The 21,486-nt window shown below is 54.1% G+C and carries 11 protein-coding genes; 5 read left to right on the top strand and 6 right to left on the bottom strand.

Translation table 11 applies throughout. The features are described 5' to 3' along the window. The first annotated feature begins 20 nt into the window (after nt 1-20). Complete coding sequence (locus ABD971_RS14690) at nt 21-4,241, top strand: protein kinase domain-containing protein (protein WP_345323224.1); 4,221 nt, start codon at nt 21-23, stop codon at nt 4,239-4,241. 461 nt (nt 4,242-4,702) lie between these two features. Here the strand turns inward: ABD971_RS14690 and ABD971_RS14695 are convergent, their stop codons facing one another. Further along, nucleotides 4,703-6,103 carry a sulfatase gene (locus ABD971_RS14695; protein WP_345323226.1) on the bottom strand — a complete coding sequence of 467 codons (1,401 nt, stop codon included), beginning with the start codon at nt 6,101-6,103 and terminating at the stop codon, nt 4,703-4,705. Nucleotides 6,104-6,683: 580 nt separating this feature from the next. Further along, complete coding sequence (locus tag ABD971_RS14700; protein WP_345323228.1) at nt 6,684-8,498, bottom strand: M48 family metalloprotease; 1,815 nt, start codon at nt 8,496-8,498, stop codon at nt 6,684-6,686. A 489-nt stretch (nt 8,499-8,987) separates the two neighbouring features. Between ABD971_RS14700 and ABD971_RS14705 the strand changes: the two genes are divergently transcribed. Beyond that, nucleotides 8,988-9,905 (top strand): metallophosphoesterase, encoded by a 918-nt coding sequence (locus ABD971_RS14705; protein ID WP_345323230.1) that lies wholly within the window; start codon nt 8,988-8,990, stop codon nt 9,903-9,905. A gap of 300 nt (nt 9,906-10,205) precedes the next feature. Here ABD971_RS14705 and ABD971_RS14710 read toward each other — a convergent pair whose 3' ends face one another. Next, nucleotides 10,206-11,324, bottom strand: a complete 1,119-nt coding sequence (locus tag ABD971_RS14710; RefSeq protein WP_345323232.1) for an ankyrin repeat domain-containing protein — start codon at nt 11,322-11,324, stop codon at nt 10,206-10,208. Between the two features lie 22 nt (nt 11,325-11,346). Further along, nucleotides 11,347-11,772, bottom strand: coding sequence for a hypothetical protein (locus ABD971_RS14715; RefSeq protein WP_345323234.1), 426 nt, complete (start codon nt 11,770-11,772; stop codon nt 11,347-11,349). 554 nt (nt 11,773-12,326) lie between these two features. Between ABD971_RS14715 and ABD971_RS14720 the strand changes: the two genes are divergently transcribed. Both ABD971_RS14720 and ABD971_RS14725 read left to right on the top strand, forming a co-directional pair. Continuing rightward, nucleotides 12,327-13,712: an arylsulfatase gene (locus tag ABD971_RS14720; RefSeq protein ID WP_345323236.1), complete on the top strand. Its 1,386-nt coding sequence runs from the start codon at nt 12,327-12,329 to the stop codon at nt 13,710-13,712. A gap of 263 nt (nt 13,713-13,975) precedes the next feature. Next, nucleotides 13,976-15,766 (top strand): SHD1 domain-containing protein, encoded by a 1,791-nt coding sequence (locus ABD971_RS14725; protein ID WP_345323238.1) that lies wholly within the window; start codon nt 13,976-13,978, stop codon nt 15,764-15,766. Between the two features lie 142 nt (nt 15,767-15,908). On the opposite strand, the gene ABD971_RS14730 is transcribed toward ABD971_RS14725, so the two are convergent. Further along, nucleotides 15,909-18,020: a 3-keto-disaccharide hydrolase gene (locus tag ABD971_RS14730; protein WP_345323240.1), complete on the bottom strand. Its 2,112-nt coding sequence runs from the start codon at nt 18,018-18,020 to the stop codon at nt 15,909-15,911. 739 nt (nt 18,021-18,759) lie between these two features. Between ABD971_RS14730 and ABD971_RS14735 the strand changes: the two genes are divergently transcribed. Next, the gene (locus ABD971_RS14735; protein WP_345323241.1) at nt 18,760-19,632 is read left to right on the top strand and encodes an isochorismatase family protein; all 873 of its coding nucleotides are present in this window, start codon (nt 18,760-18,762) and stop codon (nt 19,630-19,632) included. A 54-nt stretch (nt 19,633-19,686) separates the two neighbouring features. On the opposite strand, the gene ABD971_RS14740 is transcribed toward ABD971_RS14735, so the two are convergent. Beyond that, on the bottom strand, nt 19,687-21,315 hold the full coding sequence (locus tag ABD971_RS14740; protein WP_345323243.1) for a LamG domain-containing protein: 1,629 nt from the start codon (nt 21,313-21,315) through the stop codon (nt 19,687-19,689). Nucleotides 21,316-21,486: the final 171 nt, after the last annotated feature.

The raw sequence follows: 21,486 nt of genomic DNA on the forward strand, positions 1-21,486 counted from the left end.
GAAAATTTAAAGAACTTGCGATGGAGCCTACCGAACACAACACGACCCATAAAACGGTAATGACGTTTGGGGACCGGTATCGCACGATTCGGATGATCGGCGAAGGTACATTCGGATGGGTGTACGAAGGCTACGATCCGACATTGAAACGCAAGATTGCGATCAAAGTCCCTAAACCTCGCGCGGAAAAGGGCAGCGCCGAAAGGACGCAAAAATATCTTGATGAAGCGTTGAATCTTGCCAAGCTGCAACACCCAGGGATCGTTTCGGTATTTGATGTAGGTGTACAAAATGGCAAAGTCTACATCGTCACCGAGTTTCTCGAAGGGCCGACGCTTTACGATTACCTTAGCTCGCATTCGATCGGGCCCATCGAAACCGCAAACTTGATTGCAAATTTGGCGTCGGCACTTGGGCACGCGCATTCCCAGATGCTCGTCCATCGCGACGTCAAACCAGGCAATGTGATCATGACCAAAGATCGCGGTCCCGTTTTAGTCGACTTCGGTTTAGCGATCGCCGAGGAAAACGACGGCAGCCAGATCGGCGACATTATGGGAACGGTCCAGTACATGGCGCCCGAACAAGTCGAAGGCCAGGCCCACCGCATCGACGGGCGTACGGACATTTACGCGCTGGGCGTGCTGATGTACCAGCTTTTGACAAACCGCCTGCCGTTTCGAAGTTCAAACAAAAACGAGATTCGACGGCAGATTTTGCAAGACGATCCGCAGCCACTCCGACAACTCGCACCCGATGTGCCTGAAGCCCTTCAGCGGATCTGTCTTCGGGCGATGTCTCGGACGATCTCAAAACGCTTTTCAACCGGGCAAGACCTCGCGGATCGGCTGAACCAATTCTTGGTTTCTCATACCAAATTGGATTCATCCGATGGGTTCTATGCGGAAAACGAAGGCCAGAATTTAGCCCCGACCCGACCATACGTTCACGCCGAAGGGATCAACCTCGCTTGGAAGGACCCGACCGACGAAAGCACTTTCCCGAATGCGGGCGAACCGCCCAGCGAATCGACGCACAGCAACAAATCCACCTCGGGATCGCAAGGTTCAGGTTCAACGGTGTCGGGGCGGCGACACGTCACGGTGCTGCGAATCAATGCCGTTGCCCGCTGCCAAGATTCAGCCGGGATGGACCCTGATGATCAGATTGAACTGCTTGCGGAATTACAGAAGGCAGTCAATAAAAAGTCCGAAGCCTATGGCGGCAGCATTTTATACCGTGGCGGCCAAGAATTTTCAGTCTGCTTTGGCTATCCGCTGAGTTATGAGGATGCACCTCGTCGAGCGACTGACATGGCGATCGATATCAACGAACATTTTCGAGCTCGCCAAGAGAGTTCGCGTGGTCGCACCAACATCCAATTGGACCTGTGGCTTTCAATTCACAGCGGGATGATCGTCGTGATGGGCGGCGACACGCAAAATTTGGTTGGCGACGTCCTCTCGTTGGTCTCCAAAATCGACCGCGAAACTCAACCCAACGAAGTCGTTCTTAGCGAAGACACATTGCGTTTGGTCGCCCACCATTTTGATACGCAGCCGCTTGCTGTTAGCTGCGGGCTGCGTGACGACCAACCCACATTGCTGCATCGTGTTTGCGCGCGGCGTCCGGAATCGATGTCCGACAAGATCGCCGATACCGTACAACAAACGCCGCTGGTGGGGCGTGATCAAGAAGTCAGCATGTTGATTGATCGATGGGAATTGACGTCCGAAGGTGTAGGACAACTTGTCGCCTTGATTGGTGAAGCGGGTTTAGGAAAATCACGCTTGATCCAAATCATCAAGGAATATGTGACGAAACAATTCCTCGCGAATCGTAAATCACAAGGAGGATCGCCGCCGATTTTGGAGTGGCAATGTTCGCCTTATCACACCGCCAGTGCGTTTCAGCCAGTCAAGGAATCGATTATACGATGGTTGGACCTCGATCCCGATTCGCCAGCCGAAACCCGGAGGATCCGGGTGGACGAACATCTGAAATCGATCGGTCTGTCGCGATCCGATTCGCTGCCAATCCTGTTGGAATTGCTGTCGCTTCCTGCGGACCCGCAATTAGGCCCTCCCAAGATTGCGTCGTCCAAAAAGAAAGAGTTGACGATTACCGTCGTCTTGAACTGGATCATGTGTCTGGCCGAGCAACAGCCTCTGTTGTTTATCATCGAAGACTTACACTGGATTGATCCATCAACACTGGAGATTTTGTCCCGGATCGCGGATCAGCCGCTGGACTCGCCCTGCCTGTGTTTGCAAACCTTTCGCCCCGAGTTTACCACGCCCTGGACGAGTCGAGCACATCAAAGTCAGATCGCACTAAACCGCTTGACTCGCGCGCAAGCCACCCAGATTGTTCGATCACGACTGGGCGATGACTATATTGCCAAAGGCACACTAGCTCGCATCATCGAACGAACCGACGGTATTCCGTTGTTCGTCGAAGAGTACGCCAAAATGCTGGCCGAATCGGGCACGACCGACGATAAACCGATTGCCGATTCGCATGGCTCCTCACTGTTGACCGCACGCAGCAGCGATGAAATTCCATCGTCGCTTCAGGACCTGTTGACGGCACGATTGGATCGGGCCGGCGGCGATCAAGGATTTGTGCGTTTAGCAGCCACGTTAGGACGCGAATTCAGTTACGAAATGATCAGTGCGGTAGCCGAACTGGACGACGTGACGCTGATACGCGAGTTGGCTATTTTGACCGATGCCGAAATACTGTATCGACGTGGGACGTTGCCGGATTGCACGTTTCAATTCAAGCACGCGTTGATCCAAGACGCCGCGTACGAGGCGATGCTTCGTCGCCAGCGACAAGAGTTTCATCATCGCATCGCTAACGTCATCGTCCGCCGGTTCCCCGATACAATGGCCCAGCGACCCGAGGTATTGGCGTCCCATTTCACGCGAGCGGGCATGGACGCCGAGGCCGCAAAATGGTGGGAGGTGGCCGGGGCATCCGCCGTCGCGAACGGGGCGTTTTTAGAAGCCACCGAACATCTAAAAGCAGGGTTATCCCTGATCGAGCGGTTGCCAGAATCGCCTTCGCGAGACGAGTTGGAACTGAAGATCAACATCTCACTAGGCATCGCGATCCTATCGATCATGGGTTATGCATCGCCGGATCTAGAATCCATTTATGATCGGCGAACCGTGCTTTGCCAGCAGCTCGACAATCCGATGGCTCAGTTGCACGCATTGTGGGCCAAAGGCTCGTGGCGAATTGTGCGTGATGATGTGATGCCTTGCATCGCAATAGGCCAAGCGATCATGCAGATGGCCGAACAGATCGATGACGATGGCGCTCGCGTCGAGGCGTTGTTTATCGATGCGATCGGCCGATTCTATCACGCCGAATTTGCTTCGTCGCTGCAGACCACAAAACAGGGATCGCAGCTGTACGATGCAGAGAAAGCACTCTTTCATCTTCGTCGTACCGGCCAACACGCAGGCGTTGCCCACCTGTGTTATCTGGCGCTCAATCAGTGGCATATGGGCCAACCAAAATCCGCGATCGCCTCGATGCGTCAAGGCTTGGAATTGGCCGAGAGTTTGGATCATCCCTTTAGCGTCGCTTTTGCACTGCATCATCATTCATGGTTAGCGGTGTCGATGGGACGCGGCGACGAGGCCGTGAGCATGGCCGATCGCCAGATCGAAGTCTCGCAGCAACAAGCGTTCTTTTTCTGGGAAACCACGGGCATGTTGTACCGTGCGGGCGGATTGCTTTGCCTCGGCGACCCGCAATCCGCTAACGAAACGCTCGATGACGCAATCCAGCGTTACCAGATGACCGGCGCCCGCTTGGCGATGCCGCTCTACATGAGCTATGTGGCTTCTGCCAAACGTCAGACCGGCGATTTAGCGGCGTCGGAAGAGGCGATTCGTCGTGGTTTGGACGCCGCCGACGCCTTCGAAGACCGTTTCGCGTTGCCGGAATTGTGGCGTCAGAAAGCACACTTGGCGGATTCGCAAAAGGATCAGGATGAAACCGCAGCATGCTTGATGAAATCGCTGACGATTGCTCGTGACCACCAAGCCGTGGCGGACGAACTTGCCACTTGGATTCAGGTGGAGTGTTGGATGAACAAATCCGAGCTGAATGCAATCGGTGATTCATCGTCAACGTCGTATTCAAGCGAAGACGTCAGAAAAACGATCGAGACATTGCGAGCCCAAATCGAACCCGCCGACTTTGCGATTCCCGTGCTCGATTAGTTTCATCGCTCCACGCAACGCAACAAATGATTTCGTAGCGGAACTCGTCAACGCGCTGTTGATTTAGTGAGCCGTGACGCGTGAGCGGCCGGGTTCCTCGCATTACCCGGTGCCTTACGGCCCACGGCTCACCAGTGCAATCTACATTTCGATTAAATCAACAGCCCGTCAAGAGTTTCGGCGGGCCTCCGCCAGAGAGCGAAAGGGAGGGACGTGGTGTGGCTGCAGTTTCTCGGATGTTTTTATTAGCGGCGCAGGTGACGCCGGGATCTTCGCGGCCAAATCATCGAAATGTTAGGTAACAATCCTCTGGCGGATGTGCAAAGGACGGCCCTGCAGTGGACCTCCCTGCAAAGAACCACGCGACTAGCCACCGATCGAGTGAGCAGTGGCCAGTCTTCATCGTGCGTTTCCAGGCGGTCCCAAAGTTTCGCCGCAGGCTTTCACTGGTTGGCGGAAGCTCACTTGGCGTGCTGAGGCTGGCTGGCGTTGGTCTCTTTCAGCCACGCCTCCAACTTGGTTCGAAGCTGCTCCGCTTTTTCTGGCATTCGGACCGCGATATTGCGGGATTCGCTGATGTCGTTCTTCAGGTCATACAGTTCAATCGAGTCATCGTCGTAATACTTGATCAATTTGTAGTCGCCTGAGCGAATGGCGCTTCCCAATCGATTCTGTTTGTGAAAAGCGTAATTGGGGTAGTGAAAGTAGATCGAGTCGCGTTCCAAATCGGACTCGTCTTCCAGCATCGATAGCAGCGAGACACCATCGGGTGTATTGGAGGAATCGGTCTGCAGATTCGCGGCGTCAAGAATCGTTGCATGGATGTCCATCGTGATCACCGGCGTCGACGTTTGCGTCGCTGGGCGGACATGACCTGGCCAGCGGACAATCATCGGAACCCGAATTCCGCCTTCATACAGGAAGCCTTTTTCCGCACGCAATGGTCGCACGTCGGTCGCGAACGGTCCGTTATCCGAAGTGAAAATGATAAGGGTATCTTCGTCGAGACCTTGTTCGTCGATGGACTTGATCAGCTTGCCGATCGCTTGGTCCATCCCCTCAATCATCGCAGCATAAGTCGGATTCTTGACGCCCGGTCCCTTTCTTTCTTCGTATTTGGCAATCAAATCGTCGGGAGCTTGAAAAGGATAGTGAACCGAGTAGTTCCACCAACAAAGAAAGAACGGGCGATCCCCATCGCTTTGAGCGGAGTCGATAAAGCGGATGCACTCATCGGCGCATCGGTCCGGCAAGTATTCGCCGTCGGTTTTGCCTTGCAGGTTAGGAATCCCATACGGACTGAAATAGCTGGGGGGTCCTCCGAAACGACAGCCTCCAATATTGATATCGAAGCCTTGATGTTCGGGGCGCAATTCCGGTTCGGTCGGCTGGTCCTGGTCGGAACTGGTATCAAATCGGCTACGTTGAGAGAGATGCCATTTTCCAACGAAGCCGGTCGCATATCCAGCTGCCTTCAGTTGCTCGGCCAGCGTTACCCTTTCCAGCGGTAGGTGTCGCAACCAGATCGGTGTGATCAAATCCGTCCCAGGCTTTTGAAAATTCGGTGGGTGTCCTCCAGCGTGATTGGTAATGTTCAGACGCGCCGGTGATTCTCCGGTCATCAGCGCCGCGCGTGTCGGAGTACATACGGGGGCTGCCGAGTAGGCATCAGTAAACAGCAAACCTTGCTCTGCTAACCGATCCAAGTTGGGCGTGTCTAGCTTCTCGTTGCCGTAGCAATGAAGGTCCTTCCATCCGAGGTCGTCCGCCATGATCAAAACAATGTTCGGTGGTTTGGAGTCGGCCGCAGTCGCGGTTGCGATCATCAAGAGAAGCGGGATCAGTCGCAGGAAAATGTTCATGTTCATCGGTGGGTTGATTTGCTGACTTGGTGTGAATCGAGGGCCGGGTCCGTTACCGTTTCGGATGCTCCCATGACGATTGACGAATCGCCCAGGAAACCGAAAGTCTTGACGACTTCTTGCTTGAGGGCAATGCCATGTTTGCAACGTGAATCGAGTGTCCGCACGGCCGCGGGTTGTGAGAGCACCAGAACCGTTAACACGATTCGGAAAATCGAATTGACAAGCCACTGGTTCGAAAAGTGTCACGAGGCTTTGTTGTCGGAACTGGAAAGGCGACCGGATATATTCCGTCGCATGCTACGGTTTCCGCAACCATCGACCAAAACAGTTGAGTTATAACCGCCCCTTCATTATCGCGAATGGACTCGCAAACATGCGATGCGGTGCCCCTCGCATCCCCCGACTCAATCGCTTCCCCTGAATTGAGTTGCGGACAGACTTCATTCGGGGCGACATCGCCGCAAACGCGAATGACTTTACTGCTCGACAGTTCACCGTCCGCCTCCGACGCGGTTTGCTCGAAGCGGGGCGATACGAATTGCACTGAAAAAGAATCCTACGGGCGGTCCATGCACCATTACCCGCTGTGCATCACCACATGCAGATGTTGATCCACGGGTTGCAACTCGCTGGGGTTGACCAATCGGCCAATGGCGTTGCGGTAAAAGTCTTGCGTCACGTTGCTGCACAGTGCATCGTAATGGCGAAACAGTTCCCGTGCGGGGCGATCAATCGTAAACACTCCCGCTTGTCCGATCCGCTGTGCTGCCTCGACACGCTCTCGAGTGCAAGGGTGAGTGTCCAGCAGTCCTGTTTTCCCCGTCGCGATCGCTTGCTTCACTTTGGCGACCTCGTCACTAGGCATCTTGTGTCGACACAGCTGGATCATGCGAGGGATATTGTCAATCATCACGGCTTTCTTGATCAGCGAATACATTCCCTCCATCGCATGACCCGATGCCGCATTCAACAGGTGTAACTCTTCGCCCGTGGTGACAAACACCTCCGACCCCACCAAAGCGATCTCGTAGCGGTCCGCATCGAATTCCATCTGACGACTGAAGATGCTGCTGGCCGTATGCGCCGCGACCATGAATCCCCACAGCACCCAGCGGACCAACCCCACACACCCGCTCGCCAATGCCAACATCAATCCAAACGCGGTTTCACTTTCGGCGATCGCTTCATCCAGCATCTCGTCGATCGCGTCACGGGCATAAACGACCTTGGCGAACCAGAGATTGATCGCGGCGATGATCAACTGCGCACGCATACCGGCGCCTTGTGAAAAATGTCCGAACTCGTGCGCAAGAACCCCGGCAAGTTGTCGCGTCGACAACCCCGAAACCAAGGGAACCCCGATGGTCAGCACCAGTTCTCCTTTGAAAATGCCACGAAAACCTGCACCGTAGGACGCCGATGCATTCACGTTGCTGTCGACTTGGATGCGTTGAGGACGAGGGGCTTTGATGGCGTCGCAGATATGATCGACAAGTTCAAACAGCACTGGTTCGCCCTCACGCGTCACCGCGCGTGTGCGAGCGGGGCCAAATCCAACCAACGAAAAGAAGATCGGTTTCAGCATAAAAATCACGACGGTCACGCCGGCAATGATCGGTGACACCATTGCCAACCAGACAAAGATCATTGCGCGGCCACCACGGACGCCCATTCCTGAAACCAATTCGGGAAAAACGTGAAACGTATAGTGATAGACCAACCATGCGGAAGCGGCGACCAACGCGACGTAGGCCAGCGGCATCGCCATCATGAACAAACTCAGCAGCCCCAACCCGGCGCGATAACCAAAGCTCGGACGGTGCATCGCAATGGGTTGGTCCAATTGCCGTTGAATCTCCTGGCGGAAGTCAATCTTCGCTGCCGGTGCTGCTGCCGGCTTGCCGGGGCCCACATTCGGTTTCGGGGATTCACTCGAGGTGACTTTCGCTACCGATGCCGGTACCGGAAACGCTACCGGTTGTTTTGCGGAAGCCATTGGTCCGGCCGTTGCAGCAGGTAACTGCAGATCGGCAAACAGATCGTCGTTGTCCAGAGCGTTGGGCGTGCTCGCCGCCGCCGTGGCTGTTGCTCCGGTTGCTGGCAATGACAAGTCGTCCCAGTCAAGATCGTCGGCAGAACGGGTTGGGGGCGGAGCTTGCTGTTGTTTCGCAGCGGTCGGTGGAGCCGTTGATTGAACTGGCGAGCGAGTGGATTGCGGACGAGGTGACTCGGCCGGCGGGACACGTCGCTGCGGAACGGATGCCTGCGGAACTGGCGACGGCGGATTCGCCGGTTGGGGCTGCAGGCTGGCTTTCGCCGCCGGGATGCGGAAGGCTGTTTTACAAGCGGGACAGCGAACCGTTTTCCCACGCACCGTCTGCGGAACCTTCAACACCTTCTCGCACGAAGGGCATTTCAATTTAAAGTTTGCATCCGCCACGATAACTTACTCTAGCAAAAAGGGGCCTTCGCCATCTCAACGCCCGACGGTTGGCCGAACGAAACCGCCGCTCCATGATAAGGCAATGTCAGCCAGCTTACCAAACTGAAACCGCCGCGGTGAACGTGTTTGACTCGATTCAAACGGTTACTGTTGGTTTGACGGTCACAACGCGGTCCGCGCTAACGGCTTGGAAAGCCGTGCGACAATGAAAGTCCTGAAAGGACAGTGCGATTTAGCCACAGGTGGTGAGCGCGTGGATGCGACTCAAAAAATTCCGCCGGGGCGTTCCTCGCCGGAAATACCTCATTCAATCATCTCACCAGCGATGTATACTGGTCGGTTTAACATTCATGACCCGGCAGGAGGCGATCCTACAACGATGAGCGAATATGGGAGTTCCGCAGCATTCACACACCAGCACTCTGGGGCGGGCGGACGATGAGCCGATTTGTTGCGGTAGGCGATATTCATGGGTGCAGCAAAACCTTCGAAAAATTGCTCGAGATTCTGGACCTGCGTCGCGATGACACGCTGCTGTGCACAGGAGATCTATCGTCCAAAGGCGAAGACTCACGCGGGGTTCACGACCAATTGCTTCGGCTGCAACACCGCGGCGTGCGACTGGTGCTGTTGCTCGGCAACCATGAGTTGATGCTGTTGGCCATGCAGCGCTTAGTCGGCGCCGACGTCGATCTCACGGTGTTTCCGCCGACGATGTTTCGTGGAGCCGATATCAGCTTTTTCATACGCAGCAATGAGACCTGGGCAACACTCAAGTCCTACGGTCTTCCGTGTGCCGACAATGCGGACTTTTGGGCATTTCAACACGATCACCCTGAACGACATTTCGAAAAAGTAACGCGAAAACTCCAGCGTACGGATTGGGAACTTCCACAGCCGCATTTGGATCTGCTGTCTCAGTGCAAGACGCATCATATCGAACGAAACTGCCTGTTCGTGCATTCCGGAATTCGTCCGTCGAGTCTGCAAATGGACGACGCACACCGCGCCATCGAATCCCAAATCGCCGCTGACGCGAGAGACCTGTGTTGGACCCGCGACGGGATCGGCCACGCCCCCCGCTTTCCGGAACTGATCGTTCATGGACACACACCGCTCTTTTATTTGTACTCGTTCATTCCCGATACCACTCCCTGGCGTGACGAAGAGTTGATCTTCAAATCCGTCGTCCATGACGGCGCGCTGAATTTGGATAGCGGCGTTTTCCTGGAGGCTGGCCATTTGACCGCCGTCGAGATTCCCGAAAGCGGCCGTTCCTGCGATTTTCGCTTCATTCGCGTCCCCCGCCTGGACCCAGTTTGCAAGGACCGTCTGTGGCACTTCAACTATCGCTAGACGCCCGCCGGTGAATGTGTGGCAAACGCTTCCGCTGGGGTGCGTTCGGCGAAAATCCGTGCAGGCACCACGTCCGAACAGGCCATCGGATACGTCGAAGTGGCCTCTCCTGACGTCCCTTCGGGACGATGGGTTTGTGGGGCGTTCCTAGGCCATGCTCTAATCCCCATGGCGACAACCTATCGCCACGAGCATGGCTAACGCCAGTCCCAACGGGACGGCAGGATGTAGCCACGGGGGGCGAACCCGTGGATGCTGGAGAAGAGGTAATTCCAAAGCCCCGAAGGGGCGACATGATACCTATCCCCTGACTTCTTCATAGACTTGATGGAATATCTCCAGCGGTACATTTTCACGCAACTTATCAAATGGTGTTTGACCTTCCCTGTTCTCAACTCGAGGATTCAGGCCGTCTCTCACCATGGCTATGAACGTATCCCTTCGGAATCTCTGTGCGTTAACCTGCAGTGGGGAGGATTGCTCTTCATCGAGCAAGTCAAATCTCGCCCCTGATTGTTTGAGTCGATGATACGTGCGAACTGACATTGCATTCAGCGAAACTGCATGTTCAACCTCGGTAGAACCACGGTCGATGCCAAGATTGGGATCAGCGCCGTGTGAAAGCAAACAGTCAATTTGATCCGATTTCTCAAGTGCTACAGCGGTCTCAAGCGGCGTAAACCCAAACTCGTCGGCCACGTTCATGTCGCATCCGTGCGCGAGAACCGCACGCAGCATGCCGCAGTGGCCGAAACGAGTCGCGAGATGAGCAAGGCCCAGTTGGTGATACGACTTACAATTGGAAAACTGTACGACGCCGCTCTCCCCAGCAGCATTGACGTACGCCAAATTGCCACAAGCAACCGCGTAGCCTAGTGCGCAGAACTCGTCTAAATCAAAACAATCGTTTAACTCGAATGGCACTGCATAAACAGAGTCGAGCGGAAAGTGGCGAATCATGTCGAGAGCAGTGTGGTCATGCTGGGCAATGGCGAGGAAATGTGAATATACGTCTTCAGGTACTTCCAACTGCTGTGGCATTATGAATGCAGAACTCAACCCGCTGGAGCGAACGGAATCGAACAACACGCCTTTGAGCCAATTGGTGCCACGAAGCACTCCATTTTCGAGATAACCAAAATCCACTAAAGTCTCACGAACTCTTGACTCCGGAAGCCGACAAAACTCTTGTCTTAAAACATCCCGTCCCGCCAAAGATTCTCCCCGCCAACTTACTTCGTCGAGGTATACGAGCTGAGAATCGATGTTCAATACAAGAAAAAAATCGAAGTCGAGAAGTCGTGGGGCTCTTAAACGACGCAGAAATGATGAGAAATCATTTTGGGGCGTCCACTCTGCAACGATCGCGGGTACACCGACTGGAAGGGAGCTTACGCTATAAATCTTCTCTAGCAGCATCAGAGGCTAATTCCGTGCATGTTCAATTTCCCACAGCTCTTGGTCGAATCATAATTGTCGCTCCAACGTATCCACTCGTGACCAGTGGTTCGGCCGGCAACTTCATCTTGATGGTAAAGGTAGACGTGGCCAGCCCCACGCCAGCCTGCAGGGCATCTCCGACCAGCGGAGAATTGTAAGCAATTGCATTCGGAATCTCACCTGCATGAACTTTGCCATCTTTCAGAATGTCATCCATTACGGCCCAAACGAACAAAGCAGAACCGAGCGGTTTTGCAACCACACCAGCGACTTGTTTTGAAGGAACCTTGGACGATATGTCTGCAATCTCCTTTGCCAAGTCTCGCTCCGCTGCGACTATTGCATTGAAAATCCGGATCGAATACCACCCTGCAATGAGAATTGGCAAAATGATTGAAATCCAAGGCATCTCAAGCCAAATAAGCATTTTGCCAAACAATCATTTTGCCATTCCTACTCACGGAAACTCCCCTCATCATCTTTTCCTCTTCCAATCGAATGGTGGGTGGCACCAATCAACTTTCGGCACCAATCAACTTTCGAATTTTACCGGGCGGCTCGCGGGCTCCGCTACGAATATTGCCTGGTTGGGGCGAAAGCAGATGGCATTGGCGAGTGCCCGTGGATAATGAAGACCTGTATTGAAAATTGGCAAAACGATTAAGGGTCAAAATGGTTAAAAACCAAAGCACCTCCAGTTGGGAAATCATTTTGCCAAACTTTCCTGACCCAATTACTTTCCCATTTGATTTCACCCGGACCCACGAGTGTGACTCCGGCGACGCCCGAGTATGAAACCACCCGCCGCGGGAGTCGGTTTCGGCGGTTTTGGAGACGGGAAAGAAAACATGCCCGTATTGTTGTCTCTTGGGTTGTCTATGGTATTTTGGGAGGCACCAAAACGGACACTCGACCATGTCGCTCTCCGCCAGAATCGTTCGACCGTTAAAAATGAGCTCTCCTGAGAACGAATGTAAAACAATGATGAAACAATTTTTCACGGCAATTGCGTTCGTGTTCGCGTGCATGCCTCTGTTTGCGGCAGCAACAGAGAAGCCAAACCTCATCTTCGTGTTGTCCGATGATATTGCGCAGGGTGACCTCGGTGTCTACGGCCAGAAACTGATTCAGACACCGAATCTCGACCGACTCTGCAACGAGGGGACGCGGTACCTGTCGGCCTATACAGGTACTAGCGTTTGTGCACCGGCACGTAGTTCGTTCTTTACCGGATTGCATATGGGGCACTGTCCGACGCGGGCCAACCGCGAGATCCAACCAGAAGGGCAACGCCCGCTTCCGGCCGATACGGTCACGATTGCGAAAATACTCAAGACAGCAGGGTACAAGACCGCGACGATGGGCAAATGGGGCATGGGCATGTTCGATACGTCAGGCAGCCCGTTCAACAACGGCGTGGACCACTTCTTTGGCTACAACTGCCAGCGACATGCGCACAGCTATTTCCCAAACTATCTGTATAACGATGACCAGCGTTTTGAAATACCTGAAAATCAAGGCGGCAAGAAACAAGTCTACGCACAGGAATTGATCCAGCAGGATGTGCTGAAGTGGGTCGACGCGAATTCCAGTGATCCGTTTTTCCTGTTCTATGCGATCACGCTTCCTCACGGACGTTTCGAAATCGACGATCAGGGAATCTATAAAGACAAACCATGGACCGAGACAGAGAAGAACTACGCGGCCATGGTGACACGGATTGACTCGGACATGGGCGAACTCGTCGAGCTGCTCAAGGCGAAAGGGATCGACAAAAACACGCTGATCGTCTTCTCCGGTGACAATGGCTCGTCGTTTAATCCAAACACGGCAATCGGCAAACGTTTCAATCAGACGATGGACGGCAAGCTGCGTGGATTCAAAAGGGGCATGTATGAAGGAGCGCTACGTCAGGCGGCGTTCGCGTGGTGGCCTGGCACGGTTCCCGCCGGCCGCGTGACGGACGAACCGTGGGCGTTCTGGGATTTGCTGCCCACGTTTGCCGAGCTGGGACAAGCCGAAATCCCTCAGGACTTTCAACCTGACGGTTACTCGTTAGTCAATTTCCTCGAAGGTGGACCGGCACCTCAACGGGATTATTTTTATTGGGAATTGCATGAGAACCGACCGGGACCAATCCAGGCAATCCGCTGGGGTGATTGGAAAGCGGTTCGCCCCGCCCCTGGGGCTGACATTGAACTGTATGATCTCGCCAATGATCTGGGCGAAACAACCGACTTGGCCCAATCCCACTCCGAACTGGTTAGCAAAGCGGTGGCAACGATGAACGAAGCCCGCACGCCGCATCCCGATTGGCCTGATCCGGCCACCGCAGCGGCGGCGAAAAAGAAGTCGCAGAAAAAATAGTGTTCTTGGACAACAAGAATATAGGTGGGACCGCTCGTTAGCAGGTGGCGAAGCGATTAACCGCGATTCGCTGCAAACGGCTGCGGAAAAATAACAGTAAGTTAATTTTTTGCGGCCTGTTTGATATTTTTGCGCCCCGGCTCTCATTCCATTCGAGCCCATCGATTAGGCTGACTTGAATTCGCTGTTGGCCTTTTCAACTTGCTTCGCTCACTCGATAGGTTCCTATGTTGCTTAAAAATGCTTTTCCAAGATCCTTTTATGTGCGACCTTGGATCGGCCGCTTCTGCTTGCTCGGATGCATCACCGTGCTTGGCACTTCATTTAACGCTTCGGCGAAAGCGGAAACCTGGACCGACGTAACCGGCAAATTCACGATCGATGCAAAGTTCATCGGTGTTGAGGGCAAGAGCATCGTTTTGCTCAAGGACAATGGTGCCAAAATCAGCGTCCCGATCGCGAAGCTGAGCCGGGAGAGTCGTGATCAGGCTCGCAACGCCTATGAGCAAATGCGAAACGAGCTTAAGCAGCCTGCGCAGTCATCGTCGGAACCGGAGTCTGCAGTGGCACCCACTGTCAACCGAGCGTTGGATTTTGAACCGCCCACGCCGCCTCCGGTCGATCCGATGCCGGCGTTCCCCGACAACTTGTCGGTGCGTGAAACGATCAACTTTGCCAAACACCAATTCCTGGCGGGGCATCCGGAAGTGTTGTGGCACGCACTGCCCGAAGAGATGCGAGCGACGTTTGATGACGACCGATTTCGCGGTGAAGTCAGCCCGTTCGTCGATCAGCGGTCCGCTCTGCAAGACCAGATAGAGCCGGTGGTCTTCAAGGCGATCAAAGTCTTGGTCACTAAGAAAGAGTTTGTGCTTGGCTCGCCATTATTTGGAAAGGCACCCGCCGAGGCAATGCCGCAAATCGAACAAGCTTACGATCCCGCCGTCGGCGTCCTCTACGAGCTAGTTGATTTCGCTCTTTCATTCGACATGGCGGGAGAACGCAACCTTTCGCAAACGATCAATTATCACGGCCCTCGGATCGGTGGACACTTGAAACGATTGTTCGAACTAGCCCCTCCGGGTGCAATCGACGGTTTCCTCGACTCGTTGACGATCGAGCAAATTGATGACGATCACGCCATCGTACGTGTTCCGCAAACAGAAAACGATCAACCTGCAAGCGACTTCAACTTTGAATTCACGTCTCGCGAGGCGAAACTTGTCCGCGTCTCGAATCGCTGGGTCACCGAGGAACAGTTCCAGCAATGGACGGAACTGAAGTCGAAACTCGAATCCGGCGAACTGAAACAATCGATGGAGCAGATGAAAGCAGAGAACGCGGAAAGCATGCAGGGCATAACGATGATGACGAGTATGTTTACCGTCATGGCGGGCACGGTGTTGGATTCACTACTGGCGGCCGAGTCGCAACAGGAGTTTGACCAAGCAATCACAAAATCGGCAGCGATGCTAAATTTCGGAGCCGGAAATGCCGGCGACGCGGCGGCCCCCGAAATGGAGTTTGGTTTCAGCGGCGAAGACAGCATCCAATTCGAGATCTCCGAGTCGATGGCGAGCTCCAGTGCACCCGCAGGTGCGAAGAAGGTCCCATCAGGTCCGGCGCCGGAGGGCTGGAGCTTGGATCTCGCTGGATTGGAAATTCCGTCCACGACGGCTTCCGGGGTCGCCGCCGGGATGCCCACCACGATCAACGACTCGAGGATCCGCGATGGCATCCTCCATCTGACGCACCGTGATGGCAACCAGGACGTTCATTCATGGATCATCTTTTTGTTCTTGGACGAGGAAGAGAAACCTGATGGCAAGACATTTGACGTCAACGCAAAATCAGGCTTCTCGTCGCCTCATGTGCATTTCCGCTATAGCACGGCCGATGACGGCTTGGAAACGGAGATCTTCATGAGCGAATACGCAATGCGGCTTGAATTCGGCCAATCGGCCGACGGCAAACTGCCTGGCAAAATCTACCTGTGCTTGCCCGATGCGAACAAAAGTTTACTGCGAGGGACCTTCACTGCGACAATCGAGTAACGTCGCAGCGGGACGCGCGAAAGATAACGCACGGGGTTGCGGCGTGGCTGCGCCCGGGTTCGCGGTGGAAAACCACGCTCTGGCGAGCGTAGCTACGCCAGTAAAATGCCGCAGTTTTGTGCGACCGGCATTGCGCAATCGGTTATTGCTCCAGCTCGTCAGCCGGAGCCTTGCCGAGAGGCCATAGTTCGTAGCGGCGGACGAACATTTCCGCTTGCTCAGTTTGCAAAAGCAGTTTCCCAAAGTCGGGTTTCGCCTCGAACGCCTCGTTAACGACCACGCCGTTTACTATGTACAGCAAGTGGCCGCCATCGGCGATCACTTCCAACCGCGTCCATTCTCCGAAGCGGCTTTCGACATCCTGTTTGCCGCGAAAATCGATTTTGTCGGCCCAGTCTTCGTCGCGTCCAAACCAATTGATTCGGCCGCTCGAAAGCGTCATTCGATCGGCGCCTCGCTTCCAGACTTTTTCACCGTCACGATCCTTCGCGATCTCCGCACTCAGCGAAACCGGCAGCACTTGACCTGTCACCGGGTCCGCACCGGTCAACACCAAAATATCACCCACGCCGCCTTCGATGATTTGAGCTTCGATAGCGGCCATCCACGTGTTGCCGAACCCACCATCCGGCCCCCAGGCGTGCACCAAGATCCCAGAATCTCGCGCCCGATCCTCGCGATCGCCCCACGTTTTCTCGCCCCATTTAAATTCGACGATCAGGTGATAATCGCGATAGGATTGGTTGGTGATAAGGGCGCCGTAGCCATTACCCGAAATATGAATCATCCCATCACTCACCGTGAACACCTTATTCGGGTCGGCGTACTCGGTATCTCGCATCCAAGTATAAAAACCTTCCAGATTGCGTCCGTTAAACAATTCTATTGGACCATCGGCCGGACTTACCGCGACGTCCCGCGATGGAGGTTCCGCTGGCTCACCTGGTAATTCCCGGATCTCGACATTGCGGAACGCCACGGGGTCCTGATGCCCCGCGAATCCGAAGTGTCCGCCCCTTCGTCTTGCTCCCTCAGGAACGGCACCGCTCTTTGACTCTTTGACCTCCGCCAGATCAGCATCCAGAATTGTATAACCATTCAGTTCGACTTTAATCATAGATCCACGCACGGTCACTTGCTGGAAATTCCACTCGCCAGTCGGTCGCAGATAGCCGCGATGTGCGGGAACCAATCCGTAAACCGAACCGTGATATTGGCGTGCATCAAGATTCGCGTACCTCGCCGCTTCCGAGTCAAGGACTTGTAGTTCGATGCCATTCGCACTGACGTTGCCCTTGCCGGAGTAACGGATGGCGAGTCCATTGTTTCCTGCGGGCGGCAGTTTGAATTCTAATTTTGCAATGAAATCCTCGTACTGTTTCTCCGTAAAGATCGTGCCGCCTTTTCCCTGTTTGCAAACGATCGCATCATTTGCGATTTCATAGTTGTCCAAATCGCCGCTCCAGCCCGTAAAGTCACTGCCATTGAAGACACGCTCGAAGGAGTCGTCATCGCTCATCGCGGTCAAAATCGCGTTGGCTTCGTCGGTCGGAATTTCACGAATGGCGATGTCGCGAAAGTACAGCGTGTTGCCATGGTTTTGCAGTTCAATCTGTCCTCGCGGATAGATTGGCAGATCCCTTTCCCAAAGATTCTCCATAACCACGTTCTCGGCCACCAATTGGCCGTTCAACCTAATCGTTACTCGCTCGCCAACCATACGGATGTAGAACGTGTTCCATTGCCCCACCGGTTTATCCGCTTTGACCAGCGGAAAACGGGGGTTGCGTTTGTTATTCCATAACGCCCCCGAACCGTTCTCGGCGCCGTGACGAAAATAGTTCTCGAACTCGGTGTCCCAAATTTGGACCTGCGGGCTACCACGCAAATAGATGCCGCTATCGCCGCCTTTGAGGATTTTCCAATCGACGTAAAGTTCGAAGTCACCGTATTCCTGCTCGGTACACAGACTCTTGCCTTTGCCATCAAACTGCAGCACGCCATCGACGACACTCCAGTGGGCTCGCATGATTTTGTCCGCTTCCTGTTGCGCCGCTGACAACTCCTCATCCGACATCGCAGCACGCGTCTTGGGATTCCCCACCAATCCTTTCCAACCGCTCAAGTCCACTCCGTTGAACAACGATGTAAATCCATCGGGAGTAGCGGCATAGGTTGCTGTTTGTGGTTGGAAGGCGAGTAACGCTATCAGCATCACTAGCGTGGTCGAAGGTACACGATGGATCAATTTCATCAGTTCATTCCACTGGGACATTGCTGGAGCATCTTTGTTATCCGACGCAAAAATCGTCGCATACGATGCGTAGGAGGTGGGACGCTAGGACCGCATCGTTTGACACGTCGCCCTAGCAAAAAGGTGGGACTCTGTACTTGAAAGATCGGCGGTATGCCAGAAACCTTCGCGGATGAAGATCAACTATCGGGCACGAGACGGATCATCCAGGCACCATCCTATTTCCTAGAAAAGGCAGCCGCAACTACTGCGGCGTTGAAGTCAATAGAGTTAACGTGCTTAGAGTGTTGCCGTCGTTTCTGGTTTCCCGTTGTGGGGGGAATAGCCTGGAGTGTAAAAGCTTTGGTGCTGTCGTCGGATACTTGGGCTGCGTTTTCCTTCCGGCCTTGAAAGCGGTTACCGCTCCACTAACGAAGTAGACTGCTGAAGTCGGGGAGAGGTGGCAGAAAGCCAGCGCGACTGAAAATCAAAATAAACACCTGGAATGCATGTCTTGCATTGTTTCTCGTGTTTCTTAGTCGCAATAGCGGCCGCAAACGATATCCCTGGATCACGGATTTGGGGGCAAACCGATCGTCAACTGGTGGCCTACCATTCGTGCCCCCCCCCGCCCCCATGGCGGCGACGATACTCTTTACACTGTTGGTCGTTCAAGATTCCTGCTGCTTTTCGGTATCGAGTGTTTCCACGATCGAGGCTGACGACTGTGCGTACTAATTTCCTGTGGTTACCAATACTCATGTTTCACCGCCGTGTTGGTTTGCGTCAATTTCGGATGGTCGTTTTCACAATCGCTATGATCACGTGCCTCACCACGACAGCACGTGCTGAGACGCTCACGCTGCACACACGCAGCCAAGTCAGCGACAACAGCGGTGGTCAACCGCGATATCTGACCACGACCGAAATGCGAAGCTGGAAAGCCGAGGAAACCGCGATCATCGTCTGCGATATGTGGGACAAGCATTGGTGTGAGGGCGCCACAAAAAGTGTTTCCGAGATGGCACTGCACATGAACACGGTGATTCGACAAGCCAGAAATAAAGGGGTGCTGATCATTCATTGCCCAAGCTCGGTGGTCGATTATTACAAAGACACCCCGATGCGAAAACTTGCGCAGCAAGCGCCGATCGATACCGCCCTACCGCTTAAACGCTGGGCTTACCTCGATCCGGCGCGCGAACCGCCGCTACCAATCGACGACTCTGATGGAGGCTGCGACTGCGATCCCCCTTGCACAACACGACAAGCATGGAGTCGGCAAATCGACACGATCGAGATTCAGCCCGGTGATGCGATCACTGACAATGCCGAAGCGTTCTATTTGATGAAACAACGTGGCATTCGGAACGTGATTGTGATGGGAGTGCACATGAATATGTGTGTGCTGGGACGGCCTTTTTCAATTCGCCAAATGGTCTATCAAGGCCAAAACGTGGTGCTAATGCGAGACTTGAGTGACACCATGTACAATCACCGCCAAAGTCCGTATGTCGACCATTTCGATGGTAACCGCTTGGTCACGATGCACATCGAACGCTACTGGTGTCCCACAATCACCAGCACCGACATCACGGGAAAACCGGCGTTTCGATTCGCAGCGGATAAGTGAGGCATTCGCTATTTGAAAAACATCATCGAAAGACTTCCAGAAATTGAATCCCCGCTAGTTCAGAGGGATCCAGGTTCCGTTCACGATCGCGCCATGATGCTGATTTCCTGAGAGGTCTTTCGCGACAACTCCACTGCCTTCGTTAAACTTCAGCAGCAAGATGGTATCGTCGTCGGCATCAAATTCTTGAGCTGCCTTAAAGGGGGCGGTGTACCTGGCGACTTTCGAGATTCTCAACTCTCGTATCTCACCATGAAAGAAATCAACTCGCACGCGACCGGGATTAATCCCCAATTGGATTGGAATCTTGGACGCTTTGTGCCCGCCAGGCACTGGTTGGACCGACGACTGAATCTTTCCATCGACACAGAGGTAACATTGGCTCATGTCATAGACGCCTGCGACGTGAGTCCATTTGCCTAATGTGGCTGACTTGTCGGACTGGCTAAGTCGGTAGCCAGCGGAGCGAGATCGAACCGCAAATTCCCACAGTCCGTTTTTCAGAATTGCCAATCCTAATCCGGCGTCATCGTATGTCCCGCAGATCACTCCCGTCGTTTTGGGCGGCACGTCCACTCTGACAATCGCTTCAACCGTGATCGGATAACGTCCGTCGTACCGCAGCGTATTCACCGACACGTAACTCGTTTTCCCATCCAGAGCCAAGGCGAATTGGGGTGCAGAATGAGCATTGGCTGTGCCGTCATTTCGCTGCAGCCCCGCTTCTTGGATACGTCGCTGGATGCGAGCCTTGTTGAGTCCCGAAAGATCCGGTAGCGCCTTTGCGTACCACATCGCGGCATGTTTGCGGATGTGCTTTTTCTCCCATTCGCTGGTTGACTCAGCAAACTCCCACCATCCTTCGCCGATCGACATCGCGTCGGCAGGCAGTGCCATTTCTTGCAAGGATAGAGATTTCAATACCTGATCCGTGCCCACGGCCAGCATCGGTAATCCCCTCGCCCAATCTCCCTTCGAAAAGCAATAGAATTTACCGACCGCGAGATTGGCTTCAGGGGCATCCGAATTAACCGCGAGCGTCTCAAGCGAATTCGCGATGCGATTGTAGTCACCGGTTAATCGCACCAGTTCATCTTCACGTGCGATCGCGGCGACACGCAGCGGTGTATCCCTAGCTTTCAGTGCAGCACTGATTGCGATCGCGGGCAAAGGCTCGGCGATCGCGTAGCGGTCTGACTTGACACATTGATCGATCAGTGAAATTAGCTCCGCCGCTACTTCTTTCTGCTCGCTCCGCATGCGAGTGGCGCTGGCAATACTTGTCAACGAAGCAACCTTCATCTGCAACGCGTCAATCTGAAAGGTCTCATCCATCGCGTCGATCGCACGGATAGTCGTGTTCGGATCACGCTGTTCTATCGCGATGTCTCTCGCAATTCGCAACAAGACGAATCGCCCCGTCGGATCATTCTTCGTTTCTAACCCGACGTGATATAGTTTCTGAGCAAAACGCAACTTCTGTTCTCGAGTCTCCGCGGACTCATAATCGTGCTGATAAATTTCATTAATTAACGCGACTTTCTCCGCCTGCGCATTTTCATCTGGGACCACGGCCTTCATCCTCAATTCGTCCGCAGCCCCTAGCGATGTACAGAACGCTAGAATTACCGCGAGCTGCGGAAGCACGGAGGGTAACCCACAGTAGAAACGACGACACAGCATTACAAAAAGGCCTTAGTAAACGGGATCGTCAGCGATATACCTGTGAATCCGATCGTTCGCCCTAAGTATATCGGCCATCTGGCGGCAACGCGAATTGACGTTTGGTGGTGTTTTCCCGACGCGGGGCGGACTATATTGGTTAGGCAATCGTGCCCTCCGCCGAGTGCCTGG

This window comes from Novipirellula rosea (assembly GCF_039541335.1).
GTDB lineage: Bacteria > Planctomycetota > Planctomycetia > Pirellulales > Pirellulaceae > Novipirellula > Novipirellula rosea.